This is a genomic window from Lentzea terrae, from assembly GCF_003265345.1.
Classification (GTDB): domain Bacteria; phylum Actinomycetota; class Actinomycetes; order Mycobacteriales; family Pseudonocardiaceae; genus Lentzea; species Lentzea terrae.
The window spans coordinates 199,961-216,824 of record NZ_QFWW01000029.1; the positions used below are offsets into that span (position 1 = coordinate 199,961).

At 70.2% G+C, this 16,864-nt stretch carries 15 protein-coding genes; 8 read left to right on the forward strand and 7 right to left on the reverse strand.

From position 1 onward, the window contains the following. Positions 1–579 (forward strand): DUF4129 domain-containing protein (locus DI276_RS35585; RefSeq protein WP_119724494.1); only part of this gene is annotated, 579 nt, incomplete at its 5' end. Beyond that, positions 576–3,176: a PKD domain-containing protein gene (locus DI276_RS35590; protein ID WP_112271824.1), complete on the forward strand. Its 2,601-nt coding sequence runs from the start codon at positions 576–578 to the stop codon at positions 3,174–3,176. The genes DI276_RS35585 and DI276_RS35590, both read left to right, overlap by 4 nt. 3 nt (positions 3,177–3,179) lie before the next feature. On the opposite strand, the gene DI276_RS35595 is transcribed toward DI276_RS35590, so the two are convergent. Next, positions 3,180–4,559, reverse strand: coding sequence for a toll/interleukin-1 receptor domain-containing protein (locus DI276_RS35595; protein ID WP_112271826.1), 1,380 nt, complete (start codon positions 4,557–4,559; stop codon positions 3,180–3,182). A 94-nt stretch (positions 4,560–4,653) separates the two neighbouring features. Next, positions 4,654–5,862 (reverse strand): amidohydrolase family protein, encoded by a 1,209-nt coding sequence (locus DI276_RS35600; RefSeq protein WP_112271828.1) that lies wholly within the window; start codon positions 5,860–5,862, stop codon positions 4,654–4,656. A 62-nt stretch (positions 5,863–5,924) separates the two neighbouring features. Between DI276_RS35600 and DI276_RS35605 the strand changes: the two genes are divergently transcribed. Next, positions 5,925–6,413, forward strand: a complete 489-nt coding sequence (locus tag DI276_RS35605) for a MarR family winged helix-turn-helix transcriptional regulator (protein ID WP_198681107.1) — start codon at positions 5,925–5,927, stop codon at positions 6,411–6,413. Here the strand turns inward: DI276_RS35605 and DI276_RS35610 are convergent. After that, positions 6,410–7,396, reverse strand: a complete 987-nt coding sequence (locus DI276_RS35610) for a hypothetical protein (RefSeq protein ID WP_157985135.1) — start codon at positions 7,394–7,396, stop codon at positions 6,410–6,412. The genes DI276_RS35605 and DI276_RS35610 overlap by 4 nt on opposite strands. Beyond that, on the reverse strand, positions 7,393–7,893 hold the full coding sequence (locus DI276_RS35615; RefSeq protein ID WP_112271832.1) for a hypothetical protein: 501 nt from the start codon (positions 7,891–7,893) through the stop codon (positions 7,393–7,395). The genes DI276_RS35610 and DI276_RS35615 overlap by 4 nt, the downstream gene beginning before the upstream one ends. 108 nt (positions 7,894–8,001) lie before the next feature. Between DI276_RS35615 and DI276_RS35620 the strand changes: the two genes are divergently transcribed. Further along, positions 8,002–9,369, forward strand: coding sequence for an amidohydrolase family protein (locus DI276_RS35620; RefSeq protein ID WP_232837142.1), 1,368 nt, complete (start codon positions 8,002–8,004; stop codon positions 9,367–9,369). On the opposite strand, the gene DI276_RS35625 is transcribed toward DI276_RS35620, so the two are convergent. Further along, a complete protein-coding gene (locus DI276_RS35625) occupies positions 9,366–10,148 on the reverse strand; it encodes an SDR family oxidoreductase (protein WP_112271834.1) in 783 nt (260 codons plus the stop codon). The genes DI276_RS35620 and DI276_RS35625 overlap by 4 nt on opposite strands. A gap of 98 nt (positions 10,149–10,246) precedes the next feature. On the opposite strand from DI276_RS35625, the gene DI276_RS35630 reads away from it, so the two are divergent. Then, positions 10,247–10,663 carry a DUF3592 domain-containing protein gene (locus DI276_RS35630; RefSeq protein ID WP_157985136.1) on the forward strand — a complete coding sequence of 139 codons (417 nt, stop codon included), beginning with the start codon at positions 10,247–10,249 and terminating at the stop codon, positions 10,661–10,663. Here DI276_RS35630 and DI276_RS35635 read toward each other — a convergent pair whose 3' ends face one another. After that, positions 10,664–11,878: an extracellular catalytic domain type 2 short-chain-length polyhydroxyalkanoate depolymerase gene (locus tag DI276_RS35635; RefSeq protein WP_112271838.1), complete on the reverse strand. Its 1,215-nt coding sequence runs from the start codon at positions 11,876–11,878 to the stop codon at positions 10,664–10,666. It lies immediately after the preceding gene. A 120-nt stretch (positions 11,879–11,998) separates the two neighbouring features. Then, positions 11,999–12,874: an SDR family NAD(P)-dependent oxidoreductase gene (locus tag DI276_RS35640; RefSeq protein WP_112272410.1), complete on the reverse strand. Its 876-nt coding sequence runs from the start codon at positions 12,872–12,874 to the stop codon at positions 11,999–12,001. A 229-nt stretch (positions 12,875–13,103) separates the two neighbouring features. On the opposite strand from DI276_RS35640, the gene DI276_RS35645 reads away from it, so the two are divergent. From DI276_RS35645 to DI276_RS35655, 3 genes are read left to right on the forward strand one after another with little or no spacing between them, the layout of a single operon-like run. Continuing rightward, the gene (locus DI276_RS35645) at positions 13,104–15,539 is read left to right on the forward strand and encodes a helix-turn-helix transcriptional regulator (RefSeq protein ID WP_198681108.1); all 2,436 of its coding nucleotides are present in this window, start codon (positions 13,104–13,106) and stop codon (positions 15,537–15,539) included. 49 nt (positions 15,540–15,588) lie between these two features. Next, on the forward strand, positions 15,589–16,020 hold the full coding sequence (locus tag DI276_RS35650; protein ID WP_112271842.1) for an ester cyclase: 432 nt from the start codon (positions 15,589–15,591) through the stop codon (positions 16,018–16,020). Beyond that, positions 16,017–16,820, forward strand: coding sequence for an NAD-dependent epimerase/dehydratase family protein (locus DI276_RS35655; RefSeq protein WP_112271844.1), 804 nt, complete (start codon positions 16,017–16,019; stop codon positions 16,818–16,820). Before DI276_RS35650 ends, DI276_RS35655 begins: the two co-directional genes overlap by 4 nt. The last annotated feature ends 44 nt before the right edge of the window (positions 16,821–16,864 follow it).

Genomic DNA, 16,864 nt, shown 5'->3' on the forward strand with positions numbered 1-16,864 from the left:
ACCACCGCACCGGCCGCCGCCGCACCGCCCGCCGCGGCCCAGCCGGTCGACGGGCCGGACGAGCGGGGGTTCAGCTGGCACGACCTGCTCAACGGCACAGTGCTGCTCCTGCCCGCCGCGGTGCTGCTCGTGGTGCTCGCGGCCGCGTTCGTCGTGGTCGCCAAGGCCCACCGCCGCGAACGCCGGCGCACCGGGCCTGATCACGCGGCGCGGGTGCTGGGAGCGTGGCACGAGCAGATGGACCGGCTGACCGAGCGCGGCATCTCACCACCGGTCTCACTCACGTTCCACGAGGTGGCCGGGCACGTGCGCACGATCCTCGGTGAGGCGGCGAACCCGGTCGAGGCCGCGGCGGAACTGGCCACCACGGCGATCTACGCACCCGAGCGCATCGATCAGGCCGCGGCCGACCAGGCCTGGGAACTGGTGGCGCAGCTGGGCACCGCGCTCTACCCGGGACGGGTGTCCGCGGCACGCCTGCGTGCACTGTTCGACCCGCGTCCACTGTGGACAACGTGGAGCGTCGCGCGGCAGCGGCGCCACGCCGGCGAACGCCTGGAAGTGGGGCGGTACCGATGAAACCGAAGATGGAGCTGATCACCCGCAACCGAGTCCTGACCGCGCTCGCCGCCGTTGCCGCGCTCGCCGCCGCTGTGCTCGTGGTGGGGCCGGGCTATGAGGCCGCCCAGGTGCACATGCGGACCGGCACGGTCTGGCTCGCGTCCAGCCAGACCGGCGAGGCGACCCTGGTGGACGGTGCTTCCGCCGAGGTGAAGGCGCACGCGCCGGTGGCAGGGGCCGGCACGGCGCTGACGGTCGCCCAGCACGGCAGCGCTGCCGTCGTGCTCAACCGGGGCACCGGACAGCTGCGCAGAATCGACGGCGCCACCGAGAACGTCTCCCCGCCGATGGAGGTTCTTCCGGCGAGCGATGGCCTGGTCACCGCTTCCGGACCGGACGTGCTGTACGTTGCCGACGTCCACAGTGGACAGGTCACCTCCGTCGACCCGGCCGGGCTGACGACGCGGCACGAGCCGGAACGGCTGGCCGACGGGATCAGGCCGGACGACGTCGTCGTGGACGACCGCGGCACGTTGTGGGCGATCGACGACACCACCGGCGACCTGGTCTGGCTGACCGACGGCGAACGCCGAAACCGCGCTACGGCGACCAGAAACGTCCGGCTGACGGTCACCGACGGCAAGCCCGCGCTGGTCGACACCGAGAACGACACCGCCGAACTGCTGAACCCCGAGACCGGCGACGTGGCGCGCTCCGTGCGGCTCGACCTGCCCGGCGACGCGGTGGCGCTCGCAGGGTCCGCCGATCGGGCCAGGGTGCTCATCGCGACCGGCCGGGGCGAGTTGAGCTGGTGCGCGTTCGGTTCCGGCTGCGTCACGCCAGTGCAGGTTGGTTCGGCGGGCGCCGACCTCGGGACACCTGTCGAGGTCGACAACCATGCCGTCGTGCCCGACTACTCCACCGGGCAGGCCACGATCGTCGACCTCACCACCTCACAGGTCATCGCCCAACGCCAGTTGTTCGACCAGCCGACCCGGTTCGAGCTGATCGTGCGCGACGGCATCGTCTTCTTCAACGACCCCAACAGCAACGCAGCCGGGGTGCTGGACCTGTCCGGCGACATCAGGACGATCGTCAAGTACACCCCTGCCGAGCACGACAGCACGCCCGCCCCCGACCGTCCCGGAAAGGCCGACCAGGTGGCGAAGAGCGGGCAGCAGAAGCAGGGCCTCGGTCTCCCCCGGCAATCGGACGTGCCCTTCCAGCCGAAGCCGCCGGCACCGGCTCCCGCGGTCTCCATCGAGGTCAAGCCGGACAACCACGGTGTGGTCGGGGACGAGTTCGAACTGACCGCGAGGTTCCAGGACCCCGGTGACTCCGCGGTGACGTGGTCGTTCGGTGACGGAACCGGGGGCACCGGCACCACGGTCCGCCACAGCTGGCGGGAGGCTGGTTTCTTCACGGTTCGCGCCACCGTCTCCCTCGCCGGCGGGAAGCAGCTGCGGGCCGAGACCGTGATCACCGTGGATCCCGCGTCCGCTCCGCCGCACATCACCGCGCTGAACCTCAGTCCGGCCAAGCCGGTGATCGGGCAGCAGGTGCGGTTCAGCGCCGACACCGCCGGCAGCCCGGTGAGGTGGGCCTGGAGCGTCACCGCGCAGGGCAGTTCCGCCCCCGAGGTCACCGCGCAGACGCCGACGTTCGTCCACGCGTTCACCACACCGGGCACCTACACCGTCACGCTCACCATCGCGGGCAACGGCCGGACAGCGGAGTTCTCCCGCCAGCTCACCGTCTCGCAGGGCGCGGTCAAGTTCTGGGGAGGACGCGACGACCACCGCGACCTGAAGACTGTTCCCGAGGACGCCTCGAGCGGCGTGGTCGCGATCGACGGCGGCGACCACCACGCGCTGGCGTTGAACGCGGACGGACGGGTCATCGCCTGGGGCGACGACGACGAACATGAACCGACGAACGTGCCCTCGGATGCGCTCAGCGGGGTGATCGCCATCTCGGCCGGGCAGTCCCACAGCCTGGCGCTGAAGGCGGACGGCCGTGTCCTAAGCTGGGGAGCTCAGTTCGACGATCTGCAGACGGTTCCTCAAGAAGCCCTGCGCGGTGTCAAGGCGATCGCAGCCGGCAGCCTGCACAGTCTGGCGTTGACGGAGAACGGCAGGGTCATCGCCTGGGGCGACGACACCGAGCAGCGGACGGCAGTGCCCGACGCGGCCCTGAGCGATGTCACCGCGATCGCGGCCGGCGGCAGCCACAGCCTGGCGTTGAAAGCGGACGGCACCGTGCTCACCTGGGGCTACAGCGCCTCGACGAACCTCGAGGTACCGGCAGAGGCCACCAGCGGTGTGGTCGCCATCGCCGCGGGCGACGCCCGCTCCCTGGTGGTGAAGGCGGACGGCACCATCATCCAATGGGGGCACGTTTGGGAGGGCGAGGCCCCGGCACCGCCCGCCGTCCACGGCTTCCGCTCGGTGGACATGGACTCACAGCACGCCCTGCTGCTGAAGGAGGACGGTTCGGTGCTCGGCTGGGGCGGGCCGAACAACAACGGTGAGGCGTCGGTGCCGTCCGAGTTCGGCCAGAACGTGCTGGCCATCGCCGCAGGCGCGCAGTTCAGCCTGGCCGTGGTGGACGGTTGACGGCTACGAGTAGCGGGCCTGAGTCGCCTGGCGCAGCTCGCGCCAGGCTGCGGCGACCTTCTCCGGATCGCCGTCGAACGCTCCCGCGCGCAGCAGGGCCGAGTCGGCGTTGAGCCGGGCGAGGTTGCGTTCGTAGATGACGTCGCCCGCCTGGTCGAGGCGCACCGCGAACTCGCCGAGCGAGGAGAAGGCGCCGTCGTGCAGCTCCAGGAGGCTGCGCAGGAACTCGTAGTCCGCGAACGCCCACTCGAACGCGCTGCCGTCGACGACGTTGAAGAACACGCGGCTCAGCACCTGCCGCAGTTGCACGCTCAACGCCTGGTGCGGCGGCATGCCCGCCCACGACGGGAGTGCTGCCGCGTGCCGAGGGTCGACCACGTTGCGCAGGGCCAGTGCGCGCAGTGCGGGAACCGGCCGCTCGTCTCCCACCGACGTGCGGCAGAGCAGGCGGTGGACGAGGTCGTCGCGGCCGGACGCCACCGCCGCCACGCCGATCACGTAGACCAGCAGCAACGCCGGGTACGCGGCCGCGTTGACCCAGACGTCCTGGGCGCCGCGGTCGCGTGACTCCGGACGCAGGAAGCGTTCGACGAGGGTGACCCACAGGTCGTCGTGCCGCCGATCGCCGGAACGGACGCCGATGGCGACAAGCCGCAGCAGCGGTGCCAGGTCGTGCTCATAGCCGGTGAGCCGCTTCTCCAGCTCGGCGGGCAGCTCGTGGTCGTCCAGCCGCCCGGACGTGGGGTAGCGCGACTCGGTCAGCAGGTCGAGCACGGCCGACGCGGCGGACTGGACGCGGTCGGTCACCGTCTGGCCCACCGGTTCGGCCAGTGCGCGGCGGAACTCGGTGACCGGGCTGCGCAGCTCTCCTTCGGCGGAGCGGTCGGATCGCGGCGCCGGGGCGGGTCTGGCGGTGACGAGCTCCGGCACCAGCTCGACCAGCTCGTCGACCAGGCGGGGCAGGTCGAGGTCGTCGCTGCGGTGGTGGATGCGCAGGTACTGGCAGCGGGCCAGGCGCTTCAACGCGTCCGGCAGGTCAGCCTCGGCGAGCGGATCGATGCCGTCCATCAGCACGGGGATCACCCGCAGGCCGCACTGGAAGGCCTCGGTGATCTCGCGGCGCACCCAGTCGTCGGCCTTGTCGAGCCGGCGGACGCCCTCGCGGTCCACGGCACCGACCCAGCGCGGTCCGATGAGCGCCAGCAGCACCTCGCACCGGCGCAGGCCGCTCAGGATCTCGCGGGAGAAGTCCTCGCCGAGCCGGATCGACTGGCTCGCGTAGAACACCTGGTCAGCCCCGAAGCGCGCGCTCAACTCCCGCTTGACCAGGGCAGCGGCCCATTCACCGTCTCCGGTGCGGTAGTTGACGAACACGCCAGGCATCGCCCAAACCCTCTCATGGTGAGGCGCTCTGGCGTGGAGATTACTGACCGTGCTCCGGGTGCAACGGATCCGGTTCGGCCGAGCAGGCGTGCGGTCAGGCGGCCCGCAGCCGGTCGGCCAGGCTCGCCGCGGCGTCCCGCACCGCGCCGGCCACCTCCTGCCGCCGCATCTCGACGCCACCGACGAACACCTTCTCGACGTTGCCGGGATGCGCCGCCGTGACGACCGCCGCGACCGGGTCGTGCGTGCCGACGAGGTTGATGTCGTTGGCCCGCAACACCACCAGGTCCGCGTGCTTGCCGACGGCGAGCGACCCGATCCGGTCGGCGAGGCCGGCCGCCGCGGCGCCCTCGACGGTCGCCATCCGCAGCACGTCGGCGGGAGTGACCTGGCCACCGCTCAGAAACGCCGACGCCAGCGTGGCGCGCATGAGCGAGAACATGTCCCCCGCCACCGCCGTGACCGTGTCCGTGCCGAGCCCGGTCAGCACGCCGAAACCACGGGTGCGGCACACCATCGGCGCGCCGTGGCCCATCCGCGCCTCCAGGGCCGGTGCGATCGACACGCCCGCTCCGGCCTCTGCGACCAGCTTCAGCTCGTCGTCGGGAAGTCCGTTGCCGTGCACGAAGGTGATCTCCGAGTGCAGCAGACCGCGTTCCCGCAACGCCGACATCGGCTGCTCGTGCCCGGCGATGTGCACCATCACCCGCAGTCCGAGCGAGCGGGCCAGCTCCCACGTCTCCTCGACGACGGCCATGTCCGAGAACGACGGACCGAGCGGCGCCAGCGCGAGCTCGACCGTGCCACCGGCCAACCCCACGGCCCGCCGCACGTCGTCCGGCACGAGCGGAGCCTCGACAGGCTCGCCGTAGCCGAACAACGCCCGCACGCCCGAGGTACGCAGTCCGCTGATCGCTGCCTCGGCGTGCTCGAACGTCGGTGAGAACGAGTAGTCCAGCACCGTGGTGATGCCGGACGCGAGGCATTCCAGGCCACCGGCGAGCGTGCCGATCTCCAGGTCGTCCGGCGTGAGCACCCGCTGCGCCGGCCACAGCAGGTGCTCCAGGTACTCCCCCAACGACATGTCGGCGCAGAACGACCGCACCAACCCCTGCCACAGGTGCCGGTGCGTGTCGACGAAGCCCGGCAACACGATCCGGTCCGTGCAGTCGATCACCGTTTTCGCCGTCAATCCCTGCCCCACCGCGGCGATCCGGCCGTCCGAAACCAGCACGTCCGTGCCGGGCAGGATCACGACCGGGTCGGTGTCGATCACCAACGCGTTGCGCAGCACAACACCCATCTCATCCCCCTCACAAGAAAGCTTTCCTAAAAGCTATCACCCTGTGCAATACCCTCTGACCTGTGACGGATCGAGTGGACGACCTGATGACCAAGTGGCAGACCGAACTGCCGGACGCCCTCGTCCCCAGCACCGAGTTCAGCAAGCGGGTGATGGTGCTCGCCACGGCCCTCGACGAGGCCACCCGCGCCACCGTCGCCGAGTTCGGCCTCACCGGCGCCGACTTCGGAGTGCTCGCCGCCTTGCGCCGCAACGGAAAGCCGTACCGCCTCAAGGCGAACGAGCTCAGCAACGCGCTGCTGCTGTCCACCGGCGGCACGAGCAACGTGGTGAACCGCCTGGTGGCCAGGGGTCTGGTCGTGCGCGAGGCCGACCACGCCGACGGGCGCAGCACCTACGTGCGCCTCACCTCGTCCGGCAAGTCACTGGCCGAGGACGTCACGCTCGCGAACACCAAGGCGCACGAGAAGGTCCTCGCCGCGATCCCGGCCGAGCTGCTGGAGCGGGCGACCACCGTGATGCGCGAGGTGTACGGACACCTCCCGGGCTAAGAGCGGCTGCGGCTCGCACGGCGTTCTTCGCGTGCCTGCTCGATGCGCTCTTCCAACGCCTCGAACCACTCCTGCCCCTGCACGCCGCACTTGTCCCGAATGCCGTGCTTGAGCTCGGACGTGTTGGCGTTCAGGGTCTGGACCATCGTCAGCCCCTGATCGACCTGCACCTTCAGCTCACCCTGCGACCGGGCCAGATGTGTTGCGGCAGCGCGCATCTCGGCCCGGACCCGCCTGCTCGCCAGCATCTGGTGCGGCGCGCGGTGCGCCCGGCGGACCAGCTGCGACATCGTGCGCAGCGACGTCTGCGCCGACTGGTAGGCGAGATGTGCGGTGTCAGCGCACTGGTACGACTCGCGGTGGAACACCCGCAGCGCGTGGAACTCGACGTCCTCTCCCGCAGGCCTGCTGGCCTGCAGCTTCCGCACCCGCGCCTGCACCTGCTCAGCCTGGCGGCGCACGCGGACGTTCTCGTTGCGGACCCGCCGCAACGCGCGGTCGGCTTCCTCCGCCGCGGCCCGAACTTCCTCGACGGTGACCCGGCGCGCGCGGCGATCCCACAACCTGATCGCGACGAGCACGGCGACACCGGTCGCGGCCGCACCGAACAGGTAAGACATGCCGTCGTCGACGACGTGGCCGTTGGAAGCGGCGGGTTTCATCATCAAGAGCGCGACGACGTTCATGGCACCGACCAGCACCAGGCCCCGCAGGGCCAGCCCAGGCCACCGCTTCACCAGCCTGGATCCGCGCAGCCGCCCGTAGCGGTTGAGCGCGGACCGGACCAGCAGCACGCCGAGCGGCACGGAAGCCGCCGCACCCCACAGCCACTCCGTCAGGTAGGCCTGGTGCTCCGGCACCTGGTTGGCCACGATGTGCAACGCGATCGCCGGCGACACCAGCAACATCGTCAACGGCAGCCCGAAGACCACGAGAAACAGCGCAAGACCGCACCCACAGCCACCGCGGTTGCGTGCCGTCATCGGCGCTTACCGCGGCGCGGCCGGCCGGCGGGTGCGAGCGCGGCCGCACCGGACCCGTTCAGCACCTTGTCGATGACGTCCGCGACACCGCCGGTGAGGTCGGAGTGGTGCTGCACGAGCATCGTGGTGAAGTGCTGGGTCAGCTCGATGTAGGCACGACGCTCGGCCAGCGCCAGCCCTGGTTTCACGGTCTCGCGCTGCATGTTCACCATGCACTCCCGCAACGCCGACGCGCTCCGGTCGGCCCTGCCCAGCTCCTTCTGCATGTGGCGCAACGACGCGGTGGACTCCCGGCGGCGCTGGTCCAGCACCGCCAGCTTGACTTCCTTGTCGTGCACGGCCTTCTCGAGGTTGATCCGGCGGATCTCGGTGGCCAGCGCGTACTGCTCGGCAACGCACCGGCCGGCGTCACCACCCAGCGGCTTCAGCGAGTCCGCGATGCGCGACACCGACTCGCTGAATTTGACGTGACTGCCCTCGACAGTGACCAAACCCATGGCCCGTTCATCCACCTCTCCGCGCACGGCGTTACACAGCGGCACCAGGGATACACGAAACGGAACAAACGTGGAGCCGCCGGCACGGTTGCCGATACCGTCGGGCGAGTGGCGAAACGACTGTTCTTGCTGACGTTGACGCTGATCATCGGCTGCGTGTTCGTGGTGCGGCTCGGCACGGGCGACGAGGCGGCGAGCGGCGGGAAGACGCTGGTCCGCAACGCCTCCATGGTGCTCACGATGGACCCGGCCCTGGGCACGCTGGAAGACGCCGACGTGCTGATAGACGGCGACCGCGTCGCGGCGGTCGGCAAAGGTTTGCCCGCTTCGGGAGCCAGGGTGATCGACGGCAAGGGCAAGATCGTCATGCCCGGATTCGTCGACCTGCACACGCACCTTTGGCAGTCGTTGATCCGCGGCTGCGCGACGGACAAGGAGCTCAACGGCTGGCTCGGCGGCTGTGTCCTGCCGTTGCAGGGTTCGCCGGTGAGCGGCGCCGACGCCTACGCGGGCGCGCGTCTGTCCACACTGGACGCCATTGCCACCGGCGTGACCACGGTGACCGACTGGTCCCACGCCTTCAACCCGGACTTCGCCCGCGGCAACCTGAAAGCACTGACGGACTCGAAGCAGCGGTTCGTCTTCGCCTTCATGGCGGGCACCGCCGAGTGGATCGCGCCGGAGGTTCGCCGGGTGAAGAAGGACGTGATCGACCGCAACCCGTTGGCGCACCTGCAGATCGGCACGCACCCGGCCGGCTGGAACGTGGCGGGCGTCGAGGCGTCGGAGCGGCTCGCGAAAGAGCTGGACGTGCCGTTGAACGTGCACTTGCTGGAGTCCAAGGCGGATCCGGCGACGGACCAGATGGGCGTGCTGCGGCGGGCGGGTGCCTTGCGTCCGGGGTTGCTGGCGAACCACGTGGTCCACGCGACGGACGCGGAACTGGACGAGCTGGCGGCGCACGACGTCCGCATCGCCCACAACCCGCTGTCCAACATGCGCCTGGCTTCCGGCGTCGCGAAGGTGCCGGACATGAAGGCGCGCAACATCAAGGTGGGCATCGGTCTGGACGGCGGCACGAACGACACGTCCGACATGTTCAACGACATGCGGGCGGCGGTGGGCCTGCAGCGCGCGCAGTCCGCGGACCCGTCCCGCTACCCCACGCCCGCCGATGTGCTGCGGATGGCAACGCTGGGCGGGGCGGAAGCGTTGGGGCTGGAGCACGAGATCGGGTCGCTGACGCCGGGGAAGAAGGCGGACCTGCAGGTGATCAACGCGCAGGCACTCAACTTCGCGCCGAAGGTGGACTGGGCCGCGCAGCTGGTGTTCAACACGCAGCCGGTGAACGTGCAGTGGGTGTTCGTGAACGGTGTGGCACTGAAGAAGGACGGCAAGGTCGTCGGCGACACCGAGCGCGTGATCGCGGACGCGCAGGCGGCAGCGGACCGCGTGCGGAAGTACCTGGGCCGCTAGCGGATCCGGGCGATCTTGTGGTCGAAGTAGCGGTTCAGCACCGGCGCCAGCACCCCGCCGAACCGGGCGAGCACCTTCGTGCTCAGGTCGGGACAGATGAGGAACCGTCGCTTCTCGATCCCCGCCACGATCGCCCGCGCCACCACCGCGGCGGGCAACGGCTTGACCGTCCCGCTGATCGCGCGCGTCTCGGCCGGCTTCCACCTGTTCTCCTCGGCCAGCTGCGGTGTGTCCACATCCGGCGGGAACACCACGCCCACATGGATTCGGTGCGGCCGCAGCTCCGCCCGCAACGTCTCCATCAGCCCCCGCACCGCGAACTTCGCCGGCCCGTACGCGCTGTAGCCGTAGACCCCCAGCAGCCCCGCCGCCGACGACACCGCCACCACGCTGCCTGCGCCGCGCGCGACCATCGACGGCACGACCGCCCGGACCACGTGCACCGTGCCGAAGTAGTCGACCTCGATCATCTCCCGGAACACCTCGTCGGGCAGCTCCAGGAACCGGCCGGGCCGGGCCAGCCCCGCGCAGTGGACCAGCACGTCGCACGGTCCCAGCTCGCCGAGCACGGCTGCGACCGCCGCCGCGTCCGCCACGTCCAGAACGCGGAAGTCGACCTGCGCCCCGGCGGCCCGGAGCTCCTCCGCCGCTGCCGTCAACCGGTCCGCGCCGCGAGCCAGCAACGACAGGCGCGCCTCACGCGCCGCCAGCAGACCCGCGGTCGCCAGCCCGATGCCGCTGGAGCCGCCGGTCACGACGACGTGCTTGCCGGTGAACATCAGACCAGCGTGAACCACCTTCGTCTGGGAATCCAGACCTGCGGCCGTTGTTGCATTTGCGAGCGATGTGACGATGTTCCGGGCAAAGGGAGGCGTGCGTGGCGATGTCGATCGGGTCGAGGACCGGCCGGTTCCTGGCGGGGATCGTGCTGTTGGGGGCGGTCGGGGGTCTGGCACTGGTGATCAGCTCGGCGACCGAGCAGAGATCCTGGGCCGGCACCGAGGGAGTCGTGCAGGAACGGCTGAAGTCGGGCAAGAGCGTCTCGGTGAAGGTCGAGTTCCCGGCCCCGGACGGGACGAAGCACACCGAGGTCCTCTCGGAGAACGGGCCTGCCCGCCACCCCGGCGACCGCGTGACCGTCCGCTACGACGTGGAGAACGGCAAGGTCGTCGAGGCCGCCCTGGCCGACAACGACCAGGCGCACTGGGTGGCGGGCGTCATTCTGGGCGTCGTGCTCCTCGGCGCTCTCTTCGCGAACCTCGTCGCGTGGCTGTCCCGGCCGGTGAAGGACTGATCAGCACTTCACCCAGTGGTTCGGTGCGGTCTGGCGGATGCTGCTGGTGGTGAACGTGTTCCACAGGCCGAGCGGTTGGTTGGACCCCAACGCGTAGGTCTGTCCCAACGTGGCGTAAGCGCGGCCGGCGGTTGTGTGCGCGTAGTTGCTTGCGGTGACGCATTCAGAGACCGGCGGAGTGGTGGTGGTCGGCGGTGCGCCTTCGCTCATCGCCATGACCATGTTCACCACTGCGGCCATCTGCGGGCCAGTCTTGAGCGCGTACTGGGCGGACTGGTAACCCCACCAGTCCCAGCAGCCGCGCGGGTTCCCGGTCATCGTGGTGGCCTGCGGGTAGAGCACGATCATGTTGTTGGTGTCGGCGTACTCGTTGAGATAACCCTTGTCCATCAACGCGTTCCCGACCAGACCGTAGTACTGGTAGCAGCCGTGCAACGTCACCAGGAGCTTGCACGGCCCGGTCTCGCAAGCCTTTGGCACGTAAGCGAAACCCTCCCGCCCCATGCTGACCGCCGTCGCGTTGCCGCCGGGCACGTACCCGCTCTGGTCGAACTGCACGAGCTTGCCGGTCACCGTGGTGGCGGCCGCGTTCACCGACCCGAACAGGTGCCCCAGCATCTCCCGCACCGGATCGGCGGTCCCGCACCTGTTGACGTACGGCGAAGACGTTGAGCCACAACTGTTCGGGCCGATCGGGCTGACCCACGCATGCCCGGCCGCAGAAGCGTTGTCGTAGGCGACCCGCGCACCGAAGTCGCGGTAGTAGGTGGCGAGGTCGTCGTTCACCGCCCGGTCGACCGTCTGGTCGGCGGTGCCGTGGAACAGCCACACCGGATCACCGGACAGGTTCTGCGGCGGGTCGACGGTGCCCGCCGCGGCCCGGTTCCTGGTCAGCTGCTCCAGCTCGGCCGGCGTCTTGCGCGCCTGGAAGGTGTCCATGCACGCGAACTGGGCGGTGTTGACGCTGTTCTGGGCGCAGTCGTACGCACCGGCGGAGAAGATGCCCGCGCCCTGGAACAGCCCCGAGTACGCGACGTGGAGCTGGTTGGCCAGATACCCGCCGGACGACAACCCGCTGACGTAGGTGCCGGTGATGTCGTATCTGCCGAGCGCGCCGGGCTGCGGTGCCGGCACCGCGGCCGTGGAGATCGAGAGGGAAGCCGCGGCCAGACCGGTGGCAATCCCAAGTCCCAGCAACACTTTCCGCATTCGCATGTGCTCGCCTCCGTCGTCGCAGGCAGGACGATGCCGATGCTAGGAGCCGGTAAAAGGACTGCACCACGTGTGCGACCCACACCTCTGGCTGCCGCCGGCCGTGGCCGAACGCCATTGCGGTCAACCGGAAAAGCCCGGCGGGATGATCATCTTGCGGCCCGCCGTCGCACCACCGTCCACCACGACGGAGGCACCGTTGAGGTAGCTGAACCCGTCGCCGGCGAGCCCGACCACCGCGTTCGCGATCTCCTCCGGCTCGGCCATCCGCTCGGCGCCGTCGATGTTGAGCGGCCCGTACGCGGCCTTGAACTTCGCCCAGGCGTCGTCCGGAAAGCCCGGCGGCCGGACGAACGGCGTGTCGGTGGTGCCGGGCAGGATCGCGTTGACCCGGATGCCCTTGTTCCCGTACTCGATCGCCGCCGCCTTCACGATGCCCTGAACGGCGCGCTTGCTGGCGGTGTACACGGCACCGCTCGGCCGCGCCTGCTCGGCCGCCGAGGACGAGGTGCAGATGATGACGCCGCGCCCGGCCTTGAGCATGTGCGGGATCTCGTACTTGAGAGCCAGGAACACCCCGCGCGCGTTGGTGTCCATGACGTCGTCCCACTGTTCGAGGGTGAGTTCGTGCGGCCGGGCCGAGCCCCCGACACCCGCGTTGTTGAAGGCGATGTCGAGGCACCCGTAACGGGCCGCGACGGCGTCGACGAACGCCTTGACCTCGTCCGGTTTGCGCACGTCGGCCCGGATGTAGCGAGCTTCACCACCGGCCGCGCGGATCTCGTGCTCGACCTGCCGGCCGAGCTGTTCGCGCCGGCCGCAGAAGCCGACCTTGGCGCCCTGCGCGGCGAACGCCTTCGCCGCGGCTTTGCCGATCCCGGACGTGCCACCGGTGATGAGGACGACCTTGCCGCGGGACTGGGCCTGCGCGGGAACCGCGGCGGCGAGTCCGGCGGCCGCACCCGCGGCGAGAACTGTGCGACGACTGACGTTGTTCATGGCTTTGATCGTCGGCGGCTCGGCGCGGCCCGGCATCAGTCAAAGTGACTGGTCCAGTGGCGCGGCTCGGCACGTTGCCGAGCGAATTCGCGGTCAGACGGGTGCGTCGTGGTGCCGCCCCCGCGTCCTCGTACTGGATGTACGGGGGCGCGGGGGCGGTGCCGCGAGGCGCCCTGCTGAGCGCGAATTCACCGCCAACGTGCTGAGTCGCGCCACTAGCTTTGAAGGTGTGATCTACGGGCGGGACGACGAGTTGGAGGCGCTGGACGCGTTGCTGGCAGCGGCACGCGAAGGACGCGGTGGCACGCTCGTGCTGCGCGGTGAACCGGGCATCGGCAAGACCACGCTGCTGCAGTGGGCTGCGAAACGCGCGCCGGAGCTGACCGTGGTGTCCGCGACGGGTGTGGCAGCCGAGTCGGAGCTCCTGTTCGCCGGCCTCCAGCAACTGCTGACCCCGCTGGACTGCTCGGCGTTGCCCGAGCCGCTCGGCTGTTCCACCGCTCAGTGCACGGATCTCGTGCTGTACACGGCAGTGCTGCGGTTGCTGCGGTCTTCCGGACCGCTGCTGGTGCTGGTCGACGACCTGCAGTGGTGGGACCGCGCGTCGGCGGCCGCGATCGCGTTCTGCGCGCGGCGGGTCGCGGATGTGCCCGTCGCGGTCGTACTGGCCACCGACGGTCCTGCTCTCGACCTGCCGGAACTGGCGCTTTCCGGGCTGTCACAGGCATCCGCCGAACCGTTGTTCGACGCTCTCGGCGTGCCGGCGGTGCGGCGCCCCGCCCTGCTCACCGCGACCGGCGGGAACCCACTCGCGCTCATCGAGTGCGCGGACCGGTTTCCGGACGTCGTGTCGCTGCCCGACCGGTTGCGGGCCGCGTTCACCGCCCGCGTACCGGTGGCAGCCTTGCCCTTCCTCGAAATCGTCGCGGCCGACGGCACTTCCCGGTCCGACGTGCACGCGGGCGCGGCCCTGCGCCTGGGTGTCGAGCCGCAGCCGGCAGCCATCGATCACCCGCTGGTGGCGTCGGCGATCTACCAGGGCATCCGCGATCCACGCGCCGTGCACCGCGCCATCGCCGACGAGCTGAGCGCCAGGGGTGATGCACACCGGGCGTTGTGGCACCGCGCGCTGGCCGCGTCCGGACCCGACGAGGACCTCGCAGCCGCCCTGGAAGCCGCGGCTGCCAACGCTTCCAGGTGCGGTGGCCTGGCGACGGCGGCTGATCTGCTCCGGCGCGCGGCGGCGCTGTCGGAGCCGTCCACCCGCGACCGCAGGCTGGCGGCCGCGGGTTACTCGGCGTGGAAGTCCGGCCAGCCGGCGCTGGCCCGCTCGGTGACTGCGGCGGTTGCCGACCTCGGGGCGCTGGACCGCCTGCGGGGCTTGATCGCGCTGAGCGACGACGACCAGCGCTCAGCCCACGACCACCTGCTGCGCGCAGCCCGGTGCGGTCCACCGGAAGAAGCCGTCGGCCTGCTCTTCATGGCGGTCGCCGCCGCCCTGCACGCCGACATCAGCACGTCGCCCGCACTCGCCCAGCTGTCCGAGGTGGGCCAGGACCTGGGTTTCGCCGCCTTCACCGACCACCTCGCCCGGCTGCACGACGGCATGACCGACGCCGATCCGTGGCGCTTGCATGCCACCGCCCCGCCCGCACTGCAACGCAGTGACGTCCACCAATGGCTGTGGCCCCTGGTGATCGCCCGCTACAGCGGCAGTCCGCGAGCCGCGCTGCAGTTCGGCCTCGAAGCCAGGACCTCCTTCTCCACCAACGGAATGCAGGCCGTCCTCGCCTTTCCCGACCTGTGGCTGGCCGAGCTGGAACACGAGCTGGGCCAGTGGACCTCGGCGTTCTCCCGTGCAGCGGAAGGACTTCGTTCGGCACGCGAAACCGGCCAACGTGCCCGCGCGGCCGACTTCCACGCCGTGCTGGCACTGACCGCACCGACCGAGGAACTCTGCCGCGAGCACGCCACCGCGGCGCTGGCGCTGGCCATCCCCCTGCACAACCGGCTGGCCGCGGCCAAGGCGACCTGGGCGCTCGGCCAGCTCGCACTGGCCACCGGGGACAACACGACCGCGCTCGCACACCTGGCCTCCATCGCCGAACCGGCCTCCCCCACCGGCCACACCCTGGTCAGCCGGTGGTCGGCCGCCGATCTGGTCGAGGCCCACGTCCGCACCGGCACTCCTGCCGGCCACGTGACGCTGCCGCCCGCCACCACACCGCTCATGCGCAGCAGGCACCACCGAGCCAGAGCCCTCCTCACCGGCACACCCGACCACTTCACCGCGGCGGGCTCCGCGGCGTTCCCCGACCACCCCCACGAGCAAGCCAGAGCCGCCCTGCTGCACGGCGAATGGCTGCGCCGCAACAAACACCAGGCCCACCCGCAGCTGAAGCTGGCCCACGACCTCTTCACGCACCTGGGCGCCACCCACTGGACCCGCGCCGCGGCACTCCAGCTCCGCCCGGCCACCGGCAGCACGTCCGAGCTCACGCCGCAGGAGCTCAGCGTCGCGCGACTCGCGGCACGGGGCCTGACCAACAAGGAGATCGGGGCACGCCTGTTCCTCAGCCCCAGAACCGTCGGCCACCACCTGTACAAGATCTTCCCCAAGCTGGGTGTGGCCACCAGGTCGCAGCTGCGCGAGCTCGACCTGTGACGCCGGTCATGGACCGTCACATCCGACCGGCCCGCCGCGTCTTGTGCGCATGACGAATCCGGTGAAGACCAACGAGGAGCCGTTCAGCCGCCTCCACGACGCCGTCAACAGCGGCGACCTGGAGCTCATCTGCAAGGTGATCGACGAGGTCGTCCATCCGGACGTGGTGTTCCACGCGCCGGTGCCGAGCGGCCTGACGGGCGTGGAAGCGCTCAGACAGGTGTGGGTGACGCTGCTCCGCGCGTTCCCCGACATCCACGTCGCCATCGAGGACGTGATCGCCGAGGGCGACAAGGTCGTCTACCGCAACACGGTCACCGGCACCCACCAGGGCGAGTACCGGAGTCTGCCGCCGACCGGCCGGTCCGTCCGGTACGACGAGATCTTCATCCTCCGCTTCGCCGACGGCCTGATCGCCGAGATCTGGGGCGTGGTCGACGTGTTCGGACAGCTGCGTCAACTGGGGGTGCTTGAGTCATGATCCTCATCACCGGTGGCAACGGCGTCGTCGGACGACGCGTGACCGACCTGCTGCACCAGGAGGGTGTGCCGGTCACCGCGATCACCCGCGCGGACGGCGACCTGTTTCGTCCACAGTGGATTGAACCGTTACTGGAAGGCGTGCAGGCGATGCAGATCAGCCCGCGCGCCACCGGACCCGGTCTCGAAGACCTGCTGACACTGGCCGTCAAGCAGGGCGTCCGGCGCGCGGTGCTGCTGTCCGCCACCACCGTCGACCATCCGGCAGGAGAGGCTCGGTTCGCCGCGCAGTTCAAGATGGCGGAGAACCTCGTCACGAGTTCCGGTCTGGAGTGGACGGTCCTGCGCCTGGCTGACTTCGCCGCCAACGCGCTGGCGTGGGCACCGCAGCTCAAGGCAGGTGACGTGGTGCGCGGCGCGTACGGCAAGGCCGCCACGTCCCCGATCCACGAGACCGACATCGCGATGATCGCGGTGCAGGCGCTGCGCGACGGTGCGCACGCTGGATCGGTCCACACGCTGACCGGCCCGGAGTCGTTGGACCAGCACGAGAAGGTGCGGCTCATCGGCGCCGCCGTCGGCCGGCCGCTGTCCTTCCAGGAGATATCACCCGATCAGGTGAAACAGGGTCTGCTCGCGCAGGGATTGCCGGAGGAGGTTCCCGCCCGGCTGCTCGGTTCCCTGGCCGACTACGCGAGGAGTCCCGGCCCCACCACCAGCACTGTGGCGGAACTGCTTGGCCGGCCGGCGCTCTCGTTCGTCGACTGGGCCCGCGACCACGCGTCCGCGTTCGGCGGCTGACCAGGGCTGAAATACCCGTCATCCACCGAGGCCCGCGCGATATC